General features: G+C 40.3%; 9 protein-coding genes. All 9 read left to right on the forward strand.

Annotated elements, in window-relative coordinates:
* The first annotated feature begins 1 nt into the window (after position 1).
* The 9 genes from malQ (at position 2) to rluF (ending at position 15,342) form a co-directional block, all read left to right on the forward strand.
* Complete coding sequence (gene malQ, locus H5203_RS06155; RefSeq protein ID WP_182819495.1) at positions 2 to 1,999, forward strand: 4-alpha-glucanotransferase; 1,998 nt, start codon at positions 2 to 4, stop codon at positions 1,997 to 1,999.
* Positions 2,000 to 4,228 carry a 1,4-alpha-glucan branching protein GlgB gene (gene glgB / locus H5203_RS06160; RefSeq protein WP_182819496.1) on the forward strand — a complete coding sequence of 743 codons (2,229 nt, stop codon included), beginning with the start codon at positions 2,000 to 2,002 and terminating at the stop codon, positions 4,226 to 4,228. It abuts the gene before it with no gap.
* A complete protein-coding gene (gene glgX / locus H5203_RS06165) occupies positions 4,212 to 6,272 on the forward strand; it encodes a glycogen debranching protein GlgX (protein WP_145235917.1) in 2,061 nt (686 codons plus the stop codon). The genes glgB and glgX overlap by 17 nt, the downstream gene beginning before the upstream one ends.
* Complete coding sequence (locus tag H5203_RS06170; RefSeq protein WP_182819497.1) at positions 6,262 to 8,787, forward strand: glycogen/starch/alpha-glucan phosphorylase; 2,526 nt, start codon at positions 6,262 to 6,264, stop codon at positions 8,785 to 8,787. The genes glgX and H5203_RS06170 overlap by 11 nt, the downstream gene beginning before the upstream one ends.
* A gap of 14 nt (positions 8,788 to 8,801) precedes the next feature.
* Positions 8,802 to 10,103: a glucose-1-phosphate adenylyltransferase gene (gene glgC, locus H5203_RS06175; RefSeq protein WP_145235911.1), complete on the forward strand. Its 1,302-nt coding sequence runs from the start codon at positions 8,802 to 8,804 to the stop codon at positions 10,101 to 10,103.
* A gap of 31 nt (positions 10,104 to 10,134) precedes the next feature.
* Entirely contained in the window at positions 10,135 to 11,682 is a 1,548-nt protein-coding gene (locus H5203_RS06180) for a glycogen synthase (RefSeq protein ID WP_145235908.1), read from the forward strand.
* Positions 11,683 to 11,800: 118 nt separating this feature from the next.
* Positions 11,801 to 13,012 (forward strand): EAL and HDOD domain-containing protein, encoded by a 1,212-nt coding sequence (locus H5203_RS06185; RefSeq protein ID WP_182731590.1) that lies wholly within the window; start codon positions 11,801 to 11,803, stop codon positions 13,010 to 13,012.
* A gap of 16 nt (positions 13,013 to 13,028) precedes the next feature.
* On the forward strand, positions 13,029 to 14,114 hold the full coding sequence (locus H5203_RS06190) for a DUF418 domain-containing protein (RefSeq protein WP_145235902.1): 1,086 nt from the start codon (positions 13,029 to 13,031) through the stop codon (positions 14,112 to 14,114).
* 304 nt (positions 14,115 to 14,418) lie between these two features.
* Positions 14,419 to 15,342, forward strand: coding sequence for a 23S rRNA pseudouridine(2604) synthase RluF (gene rluF, locus H5203_RS06195; RefSeq protein WP_145235899.1), 924 nt, complete (start codon positions 14,419 to 14,421; stop codon positions 15,340 to 15,342).
* Positions 15,343 to 15,345: the final 3 nt, after the last annotated feature.

Raw genomic sequence — 15,345 nt, forward strand, 5'->3', positions numbered from 1 at the left:
AATGGAGTCTCTTTCACAGCTTTTTTATCTACATGGTATTGGCTATGAATACACCAAGTATACTGGTGAACACGTGGTTTTTAGCGATGCAACCCGCAGTGCGGCACTCAGTTGTTGTGGTGTTGATGTTACGGATCACGCCCAAATTTCTCATTTAAATATCAGCTTAGATGCCAATAAATGGCTGCAATTAGTACCCGATTGTAGTTTGGTATGTGCTGAACAACCAGCCGTTAAAGTGCGTATTGATAAGCGTATGTTAGGGCAACAATGTACAGTCTCATTTGCGCAGCTTGATTTGCCCAGCATTACTTACCAATTAGCTGATTTACAATGCAGTGGCGATTATTTGTTTAACGACGTCACTTATTTAGAGCTCATTTTCCCGCTTCCAGCATTGCCTACTGGTTATCATGATGCAAGCATTAACGTTGCAGGTTTAACGGCTGAAACTCAACTGTGGGTGACACCTAAATATAGCTTTCAAGTGACGGATAAAAAACAAAGTGGGCTTTCAATTCAACTTTACAGTTTAAAAAATAATGCAGCACTAGGGATAGGCGATTTTGCCGATTTATTATCGCTGACAGAGCAAGCAGCAAGTCATAAACTGGATTATATTTTACTCAATCCACTGCATTTATTATTTTCTGAGCAACCAGAGCGAGCAAGTCCATATAGCCCGAATAATCGTGCATTATTAAATCCACTCTATATATCAATTGATTTATGCGATGACAGCATTAATAACCCCAATATCACTGCGTATTTACAAAGCAACTATGCGAGTGACTTTAAAAAGCGGACTCTGCAGTCGCAGTATATTAATTACAGTGCAGTGAGTGAGTTCAAATACGCAGCCTTTAACTTGCTATACCAGCATTTTTGTATGCATGGGAGTAAGCACCGCAAACAACACTTTAGTGATTTTTGTCAACAACATGGTGCGACACTTACGACCTTAAAAGTTACTGACAGCGACTTTGCTTACTACTTGCAATGGCAAGCATATGTGCAATTAAAATTATGCCAAACTACCGCCCGAGAGCAGGGAATGAGTATTGGTTTGATCAATGATTTAGCGGTGGGTTGCGCCGGCGATGGTAGCGAATTCCTCAATCAACAATCGTTATTTACCGATTCTGCTTATGTAGGCGCACCGCCTGATCCATGGGCAGAGCATGGCCAGAACTGGGGATTGCCAGCACTGAATCCGATTAAGCTCAGTGATAATAATTTTAGCTACTACCGAGCATTGATCCGTGCAAATATGGAAAACGTCGGTGGTTTGCGTATCGATCATGTTATGGCAATTCGCCGTTTATGGTGGTGTTTCGAGCATCAACAGCAACAAGATGGTTGCTATGTGTATTATCCATTTGAGCATTTATTAGCGGTACTGACAATAGAATCCCATTTGAATCAATGTATTGTCATTGGTGAAGATCTTGGGGTTGTTCCACCAGAGGTGAAAGCTGCACTTGCAGATAAAGCAATATTTTCAAATAGCTTATTCTATTTTGAAAAAGATTATCAAGGTGAATTTTTAGCGGCCCAGTCATTTGCGCCACAATCATTGTTAATGGTTGCAAACCATGATGTACCGCCTTTCTTTGGTTGGTGGCAGGGGCTTGATCTTACTTTGAAATTAAAATATCAATTAATTGATGAACAACAGTTAACTCAACTGCGTGCAGACCGAGATATTGAAAAACAACGACTACTGCGTTTTCTGTCAGGATGTGCAGCACACACCTTGTTTTTAGATAGTACAGCAAGTGATGTTTATCAGGCGCTGACCTTAGGCTTGGCCGCTGCACCAGCGCGGTTATTTACTATCCAGCTCGATGATTTAGATGAGCAAACGTTACCTGTAAACATTCCTGGAACGGATCAAGAATACCCTAATTGGCGTCGGGTATTAACGCATTCAAGTGAACAAATATTCACACGTCACAGTGCATTCCTCAGTGCTATTAATTCCATAAGGACTAATTAAATGAACAGTATTGTTCGTAAAACCGCAAAGTCACAGCACTATGATCAACAAGTTAATGCTTTAAAGCGTGGCTGTTTTAAAGATCCGTTTAGTTTTTTAGGCGTACATGCAATTACTGACACGCACAGTGAAATACGCTGTTATATGCCCGGGGCAACAAAAGTAACGATAAAACTGCCTCAGCAAATGATTGTTAGCACACGCTATGGTGATTCAGATTTATTTATAGCACAGCTTGATAATCAAGATATTTCAGCTTATCAGCTAGTGGTAGATTACAGCGATTGTCAGGTTATTTGTGAAGATGTGTATAGTTTTGATAGCAGCCTAGATGATAGTGCTATGTACTTATTTAATGAAGGCACATTAGAGCACGCATATCGCCATCTTGGTGCCCACTTTATTGATTTTAAAGGTGTTTCAGGTGTGCGTTTTAGTGTTTGGGCACCTAATGCTAGCAGTGTTTCAGTTATTGGCGAATTTAATCACTGGCAGCAAAGCCAACACTTTATGCGTTTTAACCCTGCGTCTGGAGTCTGGGACTTATTTATTCCAGAGCTCAGTGAAGGTCAGTGTTATAAGTTTTCTATAACAACTCTCAGTGGCGAAGTGCTCGAAAAGGCTGATCCATTTGCATTTAAAATGCAGCAAGCACCAGGCACTGCTTCAGTACTTCAAACTCGGCCCGCAGCAATTAAACTAACTGATAAAATGCAACGTCAGCGTGTTAAACGCAACGCGATTGATGCACCTATCTCTATCTATGAAGTGCATTTAGGTTCTTGGCAGCGAGAAGAGGGAGATCGTTATTTAACTTATCAAGAATTAGCACAGCGGTTAATTAATTATGTCACTGAACAAGGCTTTTCGCATATCCAACTTATGCCGATCAGTGAATTTCCATTTGATGGTTCTTGGGGGTATCAGCCAGTTGGCTTATTTGCACCAACGAGTCGGTTTGGCGGTTTGGATGATTTTCGTTATTTTGTAGAGCAATGTCACCAAGCTAACATTGGTTTACTCATTGATTGGGTTCCAGGCCACTTCCCAAGTGATCCGCATGGCTTGCATCGTTTTGATGGCACACATTTATTTGAACATGCCGATGTGCGTCAAGGTTTCCATCCAGATTGGAATACCTATATCTACAACTATGATCGCCCAGAGGTCCGCAGCTTTTTAGTTGCTAATGCAATGTATTGGTTAGAAGAATTTGCCATTGATGGATTACGTGTCGATGCTGTTGCCTCAATGCTGTACCTTGATTACAGTCGTGAAGATGGACAGTGGATCCCGAATAAGTTTGGCGGGCGCGAGAATCTTGGTGCTATTGAGTGTTTAAAGCAAGTTAACTTACGTTGTTATGCTAATAACCCCGGCATTATGATGGTGGCTGAAGAGTCAACAGCGTGGCCTGGTGTTACCCGTCAGGTGAATCATGATGGCTTAGGATTTGGCTACAAGTGGAATATGGGCTGGATGAACGACAGCCTTCACTATATGCAACGCGATCCATTATATCGCCAACATCATCATCATGAATTAACTTTTTCGATGGTGTATGCCTATAGTGAAAATTATATTTTACCTTTGAGCCACGATGAAGTGGTGCACGGTAAAGGCTCATTAATTGAAAAAATGCCTGGTGATGATTGGCAAAAATTTGCAAATTTACGCGCGTACTATGCATTTATGTGGGCGCATCCGGGCAAAAAATTACTGTTCATGGGCGGTGAGATTGCCCAGCGTAGCGAGTGGAATCATGATCAATCAATTGATTGGCATTTGCTTGAGCATCTATCGCATCAAGGTGTGCAACGAACTATCGCGCAGCTCAATAAAGTATATCGCGAAGTTCCAGCTTTACATCAGCTAGATACTGAACCGTCAGGTTTTAGCTGGATCGATAATCAAAATGCTCAACAGAGTATTTTTAGTTTTATTCGCTTTGCTAAGAAAGCCAGTAATTACGTGGTTGTGGTAAGTAACCTCACACCAACGGTTTATCATGATTATTGTATTGGTGTGCCAAGCTCAGGTGAATTTGAAGTAATTTTAAATACCGATGATGAACAGTTATTTGGTTCTGGAGTACAAGTGTGTGGGCAATCAGCTAAAACAACTAGTACAGCAACTCCATGCCACGGGCATCAACATAGTATTAAACTCTCACTGCCAGCGCTTGCGACGGTTTATTTAAAAAGGGTGGCTGATGAGTTTATCGATTGAATTAAATAAAGGGCAAACTTTTCCGCTTGGAGCCAGTGTATTAACAAACGGTGTAAATTTTGCCGTTTATGCGCCATTGGCTAAACAGTTGTATGTGTGTTTATTTGATGCCAGTGGTCATACCGAAGTTTTAAAGTTAGCAATGAATAATAATGAAGGGGGGATATGGAGTTTACATATAACCCCACTGGCTATGGGCACTTTATATGGTTATCGCGCAGAAGGTGAATATCAACCTAAAAAAGGATTGTTTTTTAATAGCCAAAAATTGTTAATTGATCCCTATGCAAAAGATTTATTTGGTGAGTTTACCTGGAGTGAACGCCACTATGGGCAAATGCCTAAAGGTACTTTGAGTACGGTAAATAACGCCATTGATATCCCTAAATCTAAAGTCACACAGCTGCAGCCTTATCAAGGTAAAAAACCGGGCCATAGTTGGGGAGAAACGGTTATTTATGAATGTCACGTTAAAGGCGCCACAGCACGACATCCCTCTATTCCAAGTCAGCTACAAGGTACCTATTTGGGCTTGAGCCATCCCAGTTTTATAGAGCATTTACGTACACTTGGCGTAACCACTTTAGAATTGTTACCGGTACATAGTTTTATTAGCGAACAGTTTTTAACCGCCAAAGGCCTGCAAAACTACTGGGGTTACAATACATTAAATTTTTTTACACCAAATAAAGATTACTTAGTAACTGATGAAATTGGTGAATTTCAACAAATGGTTACTAAACTTCATCAAGCGGGTATTGAAGTGATTTTAGATGTGGTTTACAACCACACCGCAGAGGCTGGTAGCGACGGTCCTTTGTTATCTTGGCGCGGCCTAAATAACCCTGGTTATTACCGTAGTGTTAACGATAACCCTGAAGTTTATATCAATGACACTGGGTGTGGTAATACCTTAAATATAGACGACCCATTTAGCTTGAAAATGGTACTCGATAGCTTACGTTATTGGGTAGAAATAATGGGTGTTGATGGTTTTAGGTTTGATTTAGCAACTATTCTTGGACGGACGCCGCATGGCTTTAGCCAAACCCATAGTTTTTTACAAGCAATCAATCAAGATCCAGTGTTAAGCCAAGTGAAATTAATTGCTGAGCCTTGGGACATAGGCCCTGGTGGTTATCAATTGGGAGCATTTCCTGCGCCTTGGCGTGAGTGGAATGATAAATACCGTGATGTTGTTAGGCGCTTTTGGCAAGGGCAGCACAATATGCTGGCTGATCTTGCAAAACGTTTACATGGCTCTTTTGATTTGTTTGATCATAATCACCGTGGGCCATTAAATAGTATTAATTTTATAACCAGTCATGATGGCTTTACTTTAACCGATTTAGTGAGTTACGAACAAAAGCATAACGAAGCAAATGGTGAACAAAACCGCGATGGGCACAGTGCTAATTATTCGTTTAATTGCGGTGTTGAAGGCTTTACTGATGATTTAAAAGTTACCTCCATGCGGTTACAACAACAAAAAAACTTTTTACTTACCTTACTACTTTCCAAAGGGGTGCCTATGCTGTCATCAGGCAGTGAAATGGGGCACTCGCAAGGAGGGAATAACAATGCTTATTGTCAAAATAACCGCACTAGTTGGCTGGCATGGAAAGACTCGCAGCGTAGCCACAGCCTCATTCGTTTTATTGACGATGTATTGACCTTACGAAAGCAACACTGTGTGTTTAAACACAGTGTATTTTTACACGATAGCGATAAGCGATTTAGTGTTGATTGGTATACCGAGCAAAGCCAAGCCATGCAAGAAAGTGACTGGCATGATGGTTCAAAACAGTTTTTGATGTATAGCTTAAAAGATACACAACTAAATACGGCATTACTCATTATTTTGAATGCCAGTAATGTGGCAGTTAAATGTCAATTACCTGCTAATCACGATTTATCGGTATGGCGTTTAGCGCTTAGCAGTGTTGATCAAGCAATGGTTAAAAATACAGAACAGTTTGAGGTTGCTGCACAAAGCAGTTGGGTTTTTACAGCCAATTTAGAGGACGAATGTAATGGCGAATAATGGTGAACAAATGTGTGTTGCTAAAGGTTGGCAAGATGCCCCTTTAATAGATGAAAGTACGCTTGAAGATGATTTATCACGCCATTTCTATTATACCCTTGGGCGCGATAAGGTCGGAAAGTCTCAACTGTATTTGTATAACGCACTAGCGTTGACAATTCGCGATCGATTAGTCGCTCGTTGTCGAGCAACAAAACAGCAAATGCACAGTGAAAAGCGTCGTAAAACGGCTTATATATCACTTGAGTTTTTAATGGGCCGAGCACTAGGTAATGCCATTTTAAATTTAGATTTAGAAGAGCAAGTCAAACTTGCACTTAATAATTATTGCGCTCACATTGAACATGTTGCGCAAGCAGAGCATGACGCTGGGTTAGGTAATGGTGGTTTAGGCCGCTTAGCTGCGTGTTTTCTAGATAGTTGTGCGAGTTTAGCATTACCTGTAACCGGTTATGGTATTCGTTATGAATACGGCATGTTTAACCAGTCAATCGAAAATGGCCATCAAATAGAGCAGCCTGATAATTGGTTACGTGAAGGGCATCCATGGGAGCTGAGCGCACCAGAGCAAGCCAAGCGTGTTAAGTTTTTTGGCCATGTTGAAAGTTATACTGATAAGAACGGACGCATTCATCGACAATGGTTAGACACTGAAGATGTATTAGCTGTCCCTTATGATGTGCCGATCCCTGGCTATAAAAATGACATAGTTAACACCCTCAGACTCTGGAAATCAGAAGCCACTGATGAGTTTGATTTAGGTGAGTTTAACGCCGGTAGTTACTCAGAAGCCGTCGCGCATAAAAACCTTGCCGAACAAATCACCATGGTACTTTATCCTAATGACAGCAGCGAAAATGGTAAAGAGCTACGTTTAAGGCAGCAATACTTTTTATCGTCGGCGAGCTTACAAGATATTGTTGGTCTATGGGTATCACAGCATGGTGAAAAGTTTAGTGATTTTGCTGATTTTCATGTTTTTCAACTTAATGACACCCACCCAAGTATTGCTGTTGCAGAGTTAATGCGATTGCTGATTGATGATTATGACTTGGATTGGGATGCTGCATGGCAGATCACCACAAAAACCATGGCGTATACCAATCATACGTTGCTTCCAGAAGCGCTCGAAAAGTGGTCTGTGTCATTATTTGCGCGTTTATTACCGCGTATTCTTGAAATAATTTATGAAATAAATGCGCGCTTTCTTGCTCAAGTTGCGTTGGCATGGCCGGGGGATGTTGCAAAACAACAAGCGTTGTCTTTAATTGAAGAAGGCTCAGATCCACAAGTAAGAATGGCGTATTTAGCCATTGTTGGCAGTTTTTCAGTTAATGGCGTAGCAGCATTGCACACAGAATTACTTAAAGAAGGTTTGTTTAAAACTTTTTATGAATTGTGGCCTGAAAAATTCAACAATAAAACTAATGGTGTAACGCCAAGGCGGTGGATAGCTCATTGTAACCCTAAACTAACCCAGTTGATTGGTGAAAAAATTGGTCAAGATTGGGTGAGGGATTTTGCGCAAATTAGCCAGCTGCGTCGCTATTATGATGATGTTAAATTCCATAAACAATGGCAAAGCGTCAAACTTGAAAACAAACAACGGCTAGTTGATTTAGTCAAAGCACGTTGTGGTGTTGAATTTGATACTAGCATGCTATTTGATGTGCAAGTTAAACGAATTCATGAGTATAAGCGCCAATTACTGAATGTATTACACATTATTCACCTATATGACCGTATTCGTCGTGGCGATACCGCCAATTTAGTGCCACGCTGTGTATTACTAGGAGGCAAAGCAGCACCGGGGTATTACATGGCTAAGCGCATTATTAAGCTAATTAATAATGTTGCAGATGTGATCAACAAAGATCCACTTGCTCAGCCTTATTTACGGGTGGCATTTTTACCAAATTATAATGTTACAGCAATGGAAACTATTTGCCCCGCAACAGACTTGTCTGAACAAATTTCAACCGCAGGTAAAGAAGCATCTGGTACTGGTAATATGAAGTTTATGATGAATGGTGCGCTGACAATTGGCACTTTAGATGGTGCTAACATAGAAATTCGCGATGCAGTAGGAGCTGATAACTTCTTCTTATTCGGTGCACAAGCTGAGCAAATTGAAGGAATAAAACAAAGCTATAACCCATTACATATTATTCATAATACACCTGACTTACTGAATGTTATGCAATTACTTGAAAGTGGGCACTTTAATTTATTCGAACCTGGTTTATTTGACGACATTATTGGTGCAATCAAAAGTCCTCATGATCCTTGGTTGGTTGCCCACGATTTTGATAGTTTTGTACAAGCTCAAAAAGCTGTTGAACACGCTTATCAAGATAAACAGCATTGGACGCAAATGAGTATTTTAAATACTGCGGCCAGTGGTACTTTTTCAAGTGATAGAACGATCAGCCAATACAGTGATGATATTTGGCATTTAGAAGCATTAACAACATCTAGTTCGGCCGACACAGCCGTAAGCAATAGCAAAGATTAATACGGAGATAAATTATGCCAAGTTATGCAAATCGCTACATAAGTAGTCTGACACGAGAAACCTACGCACTGATTTTAGCAGGGGGCAGAGGTTCACGCTTACATGAATTAACAAATTGGCGGGCCAAACCGGCGGTTTATTTTGGTGGTAAACATCGTATTATCGATTTCCCGCTATCAAACTGTATTAATTCAGGTATTCGTCGTGTTGGGATTGCAACACAATATAAATCGCACTCGCTGATCCGCCATGTTAACCGTGCATGGGGTCATTTTAAAAAGGAACTGGGTGAATCTGTAGAGATATTACCTGCATCACAGCGTTATGGTGACGAATGGTATTGCGGCACTGCTGATGCGGTGTTTCAAAATATGGATATTATCCGTCATGAGTTACCTAAATATGTAATGATTTTATCTGGCGATCATGTTTACCGTATGGATTACGGTGGCTTATTGGCAAAACATGTAGAAACTGGTGCGGACATGACAGTGTGCTGTATAGAAGTTCCCTGCGAGGAAGCTGCAGAAACATTTGGTGTGATGACGGTAGATGAAGAAAAGCGAGTGCGTCGTTTTGACGAAAAACCGAAAATGCCAAGTTCAATTCCTGGTCGTCCGGGGACTTGCTTAGCATCAATGGGTAATTATGTATTTAATACTGAGTTCTTATTTGAACAACTAAAAAAAGACGCAGAAAACGAAGGTTCAGGCCGTGATTTTGGCCATGATATTATTCCGGCAATTATTGAAGAGCATAATGTATTTGCTTTTCCATTTCGAGAGCCTGGTCATGACGGCCAACCTTATTGGCGCGATGTGGGTACACTGGACTCATTTTGGGAAGCAAACATGGAGCTGGTGATGCCAGAACCACAGCTGGATTTATACGATCCAACTTGGCCTATTTGGACCTACCAAGAACAACTGCCACCCGCTAAGTTTATTTTTGATAATGACGACAGACGTGGCATGGCTGTAGATTCAACCGTATCAGGCGGCTGTATCATTTCAGGCTCGGTGGTTCGTAAATCACTGTTATTTTCTAATGTACATATTCGTTCATACTGTGAAATTGAAGAGTCGGTGATATTACCAGGTGCAATTATTCAACGTAATTGTCGCATTCGTCGTGCTATTATCGACCGCGGTTGTGAAGTGCCTGCGGGTGTTGAAATCGGTTTTGATCGTAAAGTCGACGAGGAAAATGGTTTTAGAGTGTCTAAAAAGGGCATAGTATTAGTGACTCGTGAAATGCTCACAGAACTTTCCAAAAAGCTTGAGCGCCAAGAGCGTGAGAGTAAACAGTTAGCTTAAATATCATACAGTTGTAGGAAGTAAGAAAAAGATGCATGTATTAATGGTTGCGGCCGAAAATGACGCTTTACCAAATGCCAAAGTGGGTGGTGTTGCAGATGTACTACGAGATTGTCCCAAAGCATTAGCGGAGCTTGGCTTAACCGTTGACGTGGTTATTCCAGATTATGGTTTTACCGCGTTAGAGCGTGTGCAATTAGGCACGCTCCATGTGCCCTTTGCAGGATATATTTATGATGTTCAAGTGTCGCAAGTATATGTAGATCAGCAGCAAGTCAGGCAATTAGTAATGTCACATCCGTTATTTAGCCAGCACCATGGCGCTGTATACTGTAATGATGATGGTGACCGACCTTTTGCCACTGATGCCACTAAGTTTGCATTATTTAATGCTGCAGTGTGTGAAGCGCTATTGCAAGGTGTTATCACCCGTCCCGATGTGTTGCATTTGCATGATTGGCACAGTGCGTGTGTGGCGGTATTGTTAAAGTTTGATCATCGGTTTGCATCTTTTTCTTCTTTGCGTAGTATATTTACAGTACACAATATTGCACTGCAAGGGATCCGCCCATTCAAAGGAGATGATTCAAGTTTAGAAGCATGGTTTCCGGCGTTAAGTTATAACGGCGAGGTATTATGCGATCCGCGTTATCCTCATTGCTTTAATCCGATGCGCAGCGCTATCAATTTAGTTGATAAGATACATTTAGTATCTCCAAGCTACGCACTAGAAGTATTGCAAGCCAGTGAACCGCATAACGGCTTTTTTGGTGGCGAAGGTTTAGAGCGCGATTTGAATAATGCGATGGCAAACAATAAAGTCGTCGGAATATTAAATGGCTGTGAGTACACTGAGCACAATCAAAATGCGCAGATAAGCAGTACGTTATCACAATTATACTTTGAAATAGAGCAGGCATTGTTTGCTTGGATGGCTAAAGAAGTTAACCTGCAAAGCAGTTACTATATAGCTCATCAGCGGTTACAGCAGTTTATTGAGCAGCCAGTTAAAGGGCCTTTAGTCACCAGTGTTGGACGCCTAACCGATCAAAAAGCTTTGTTACTGCGCCAACCCTACGAAAACCAGCAAGTGCTTGATGCATTGTGTGAAAAGTTAAATGAACAGCAAGGACGTATGATAATTTTAGGTTCCGGTGACACGGCTCTTGAAGATGTCATGACAGCCGCCATGGCGCGTAATAGTAACCTATTGTTTTTAAGGGGTTATGGTAATAACGTTGGCGAATTACTGTATGAGTTAGGAGACTTATTCTTGATGCCAAGCTCCTTTGAACCGTGCGGTATTAGCCAAATGCTAGCTATGCGAGCTGGACAGCCTTGTTTAGTGCACCAAGTTGGTGGCTTAAAGGATACCATTACACATATGGAAAATGGTTTTAGCTTTAGTGGTGACACATTACAAACACAAAGCGAGGCGCTAGTAACGTGCTTTGCTAATACTCTTACTCTGAAACAAGAACAACCTAAACAATGGGTCGAAATTGTCAGCAATGCAAAGGCTGCTCGCTTTACATGGTCCCACGTAGCAAAGGACTATATTAGTAAACTTTATAATTAATACTGCTATTTATCATCTTACTAGCTATAATGGATTGTAATAACATTATGATTTAGTTACTTAGTATTGTTTTTTATTTTGTAACTAACCATCAATAGTCGAGTTTAAGGGTGAAAAAGTGCAAGTATTTGTTGCGCGCCAAGCAATATTCAATCGTCGTCAACATGTAGTTGCCTACGAATTGTTGTTTCGTAATAGTAGTGATAATTATTTTCCGGATATTGAAGAAAGTGTCGCAACGGCGAAACTGATCATGGAAAATCAGCTTAATTTTGGCACTCGACATATTACTTCTGGTAAAAAAGCACTGATAAATATCGGTCCTGATTCTTTAAAAATGGATTTATGTGCATTTTTGCCTTCGCAAGATGTGGTACTTGAGTTGCTCGAAACAATTGAGCCGACTGAAGAAAACTACCAGCTATGTCGTGCGCTGTTTCATAAAAACTTTGTGTTAGCACTTGACGATTTTGTATATGAGCCTAAATGGGAAAGGTTTTTAAAACTTGTTAAATTAATCAAATTTGATATTCAAATAACACCTTTGCAGCAAATTGAACCGCTTATTCGACGGCTGCAAAAATACAAAAAGCTAAAGTTGCTTGCCGAAAAAGTCGAAACTATTGATGATTTTAAAATAGCTCATAAGATGGGCTTTGATTATTTTCAGGGTTATTTTTTTGCCAAGCCGGTAGTCATTCAACAAAGAGATATTGATATAAACTATGCATTAGCCTTGACCATCTATGCACAAGTTATGAAAGAGCATCCTGATATCAATGCGATTGCGCGATTGTTTCAATTAGATACAGCGTTAGCATTTAAGTTATTAAGATTGATCAACAGCGGTGTGTTTCCTGTCCAAAAAGAAATAGAGTCACTCAAACAGGCTTTAGTTTATTTAGGTCATGATCATATAAAGAAGTTTGTTAGCTTGATTATCACCGCTCACGTTGCACAAACGAAACCTAACGAATTGATCAAAATGTGTATCATTCGGGCCCGATTTTGTGAGCTGATAGCGAAAAAGATAGCGCCTTCGCAAGCGAATAGTGCCTTTTTAACCGGTCTTTTTTCGTTGTTGGATGCAATATTAGATCGCCCAATGGAGCAATTACTCCTTCGTTTACCATTTCCAGAACCAATCAAAGACGCTCTAATGGAAGAAAAAAACACCCTGTATTATATCCTTGCAACAGTAAAAGCGTATGAATCAGGTAGCTGGTGGGCTATGGAGCAAGCAGTTGTATTTATTAACATAAATAGTGATTTACTGCCGAAGTTTTATCGAGATGCGCTAGACTGGTCAAACATACATAAGCACAACTAATAAGTCGAGCCCAATAATGCGTAATCAAAATATGGATGTTATTCGTGGTGTTGCTGTGCTTGGCTTAATGTACATGAATGCCTATTCCTTTGGTTTATTTGAATTTGGTTACGTACCATTACAGTCCCCGCCTTTTTCGGATCATGTTATTCAATGGGTGAGCCTTAGTGTTATTGACGGCCGCTTTCGCAGCTTATTTTGTTTACTCTTTGGTGCTGGCTTATATATTCAGTGGCAGCGTTACCAGCAGGTTGAGCAATTGCAAAAACGCTTAAAAGTATTGGCCGTGTTTGGTTTACTACATGGCTTTTTGTTGTGGGCTGGTGATATTTTGTTTATCTATGCATGCGCAGGTTGGTTGGTCATACAGTACCTTGATGCGAGTGACGAGATGTTATTAAAACGCGGTTGGCAATTTCTATCATTAGCCGCAGCGATAACTTTTTTGATAGCCTTAATTGACCCCACACTGACTATCTATCGAGATTCAGCCGATTTTTTAGCAAGTTATAATGCTTCACGAGGATCGGCATTAACTATTTTTGTCAATAATAGTGTGATGTTTATCGTGATGCTCATTGCACTTCCGCTGATCACTTTGTGGATGGCTGCAGGATTAATGCTATTCGGTATTTATGGCTATAAAAATAAACTGTTTGAGACTGGTTTAACTAAATTAAGCAAAATCAGAGTTTTGTCAATTGCGCTACTGTTAAGTGCGATTAGGATCAGTTTTGAATATCAATCTAGCTTATTTATTAGTGCATTAAAAGAACCCGTAAGCTGGTTTGCAGCATTATTCACAGCCCTATTAATTATTCATTTTGTGGTAAGGCTGACGACAAAACATGACTTTCACTTTATTGCATTGCAGCGTGCAGGAAGGCTCGCATTAACTTTATATCTAATGCAAACTATTTGCTTGTTAGTGTTGTTTAAAGTTTTTTATCCGCACTGGGTGCTAAGCTTTAATCATTTAGAATATTACGTATTAGTGAGTGGTTTAGTCATTTTTCAACTTAGCTTTAGTGTGATTTATTCGCGTTATTTTAAGCAAGGTCCAATGGAATTTATTTGGCGAAAGTATACAAATGCTGCTTGAGTTGAAGCTACTGTAAATAGTGTGGTAATTTTTTCTCTGTCACTGTAGGTTAAAATTAGCGCAAACCTACATGCCGTAAAACAGAGCAATCGTTTAAGTATAAACAAACCGATTAGGTGCTTGCTGTGAAAAGGCTAATAGTTGGTTTAACAGCGCTTTATACTGCGTGATTAATTTTAACAAGTGGCTTCTATTGTTTGCAATCTGTGCCTTGTCTAAATCGCTTTTAAATTCAACTGCGCTCGCATCTTAAGGTGGTTTGGGTATACAATATCGGCCTTTAAAATTAATGTGAATTTGGCTCATGACAGACTTAAAACGATTAAATAAATTTATTAGTGACACCGGTTTTTGTTCACGACGCGAAGCGGATAAATATATTGAAGATGGTCGTGTTACTGTCAATGGTATACGACCGGAAATGGGTGTCAAAGTAGCATTGTCTGACACGGTACTGATTGATGGTAAGCCGCTGAAGAAAGTGCCGAAACGGGCGTACATCGCTTACAACAAACCCGTTGGTATAACCTGTACAACTGAGCGTAAAATTCAAAGTAATATCGTCAAAGCGGTTAACTACCCAGATCGTATTTTTCCAATTGGTCGCTTAGATCGGCCATCAGAAGGGTTGATATTTCTGACAAATGAAGGGGATATCGTCAATAAAATTCTTCGTGCTGGCAATAATCATGAAAAAGAATATGTTGTTACAGTCGACAAGCCATTAAATCGTCAGTTTGTGAATAAGATGGCAGGTGGTTTACCAATTTTAGATACAGTTACGAAAAAATGCAAAGTTACACAAACAGGACCGCAACAATTTACTATTGTATTAACGCAAGGTTTGAATCGTCAAATTCGTCGTATGTGCGAGTACTTGGGCTATGAAGTGGTCACCTTAAAACGCGTACGTATTATGAATGTCACGTTAAAAGGCTTAAATGTTGGCCAGTGGCGCCATTTAACTGAGCAAGAAATGGCTGAGATTAATAATTCGATTGCCGACTCGGGCAAAACAGAAGAGTTATCAGTGGATGAGAACAAACAACCTGCGAATATCAGCAAGCCGAAACAAGCACGCACGCCTTACAAAGAAAACGATAAAAAGCGTGATTTTGCTAAGCATGTCAAACAAGGCCGTTTTGATTCTAAAAATGACCAAACTAACGCCAAACCTGCAAGAAGAAATAGCACCACTCGCACAGGCACATTAAGCCTTAAAAAATAAGAT

It is taken from the genome of Pseudoalteromonas sp. SG41-1 (assembly GCF_014164575.1).
GTDB lineage: Bacteria > Pseudomonadota > Gammaproteobacteria > Enterobacterales > Alteromonadaceae > Pseudoalteromonas > Pseudoalteromonas rhizosphaerae.

Excerpts from the sequence above, each read along its gene's own strand:
- malQ (WP_182819495.1), top strand. The coding sequence starts at position 2 with ATGGAGTCTCTTTCACAGCTTTTTTATCTACATGGTATTGGCTATGAA.
- glgB (WP_182819496.1), top strand. The coding sequence starts at position 2,000 with ATGAACAGTATTGTTCGTAAAACCGCAAAGTCACAGCACTATGATCAA.
- glgX (WP_145235917.1), top strand. The coding sequence starts at position 4,212 with ATGAGTTTATCGATTGAATTAAATAAAGGGCAAACTTTTCCGCTTGGA.
- H5203_RS06170 (WP_182819497.1), top strand. The coding sequence starts at position 6,262 with ATGGCGAATAATGGTGAACAAATGTGTGTTGCTAAAGGTTGGCAAGAT.
- glgC (WP_145235911.1), top strand. The coding sequence starts at position 8,802 with ATGCCAAGTTATGCAAATCGCTACATAAGTAGTCTGACACGAGAAACC.
- H5203_RS06180 (WP_145235908.1), top strand. The coding sequence starts at position 10,135 with ATGCATGTATTAATGGTTGCGGCCGAAAATGACGCTTTACCAAATGCC.
- H5203_RS06190 (WP_145235902.1), top strand. The coding sequence starts at position 13,029 with ATGCGTAATCAAAATATGGATGTTATTCGTGGTGTTGCTGTGCTTGGC.
- rluF (WP_145235899.1), top strand. The coding sequence starts at position 14,419 with ATGACAGACTTAAAACGATTAAATAAATTTATTAGTGACACCGGTTTT.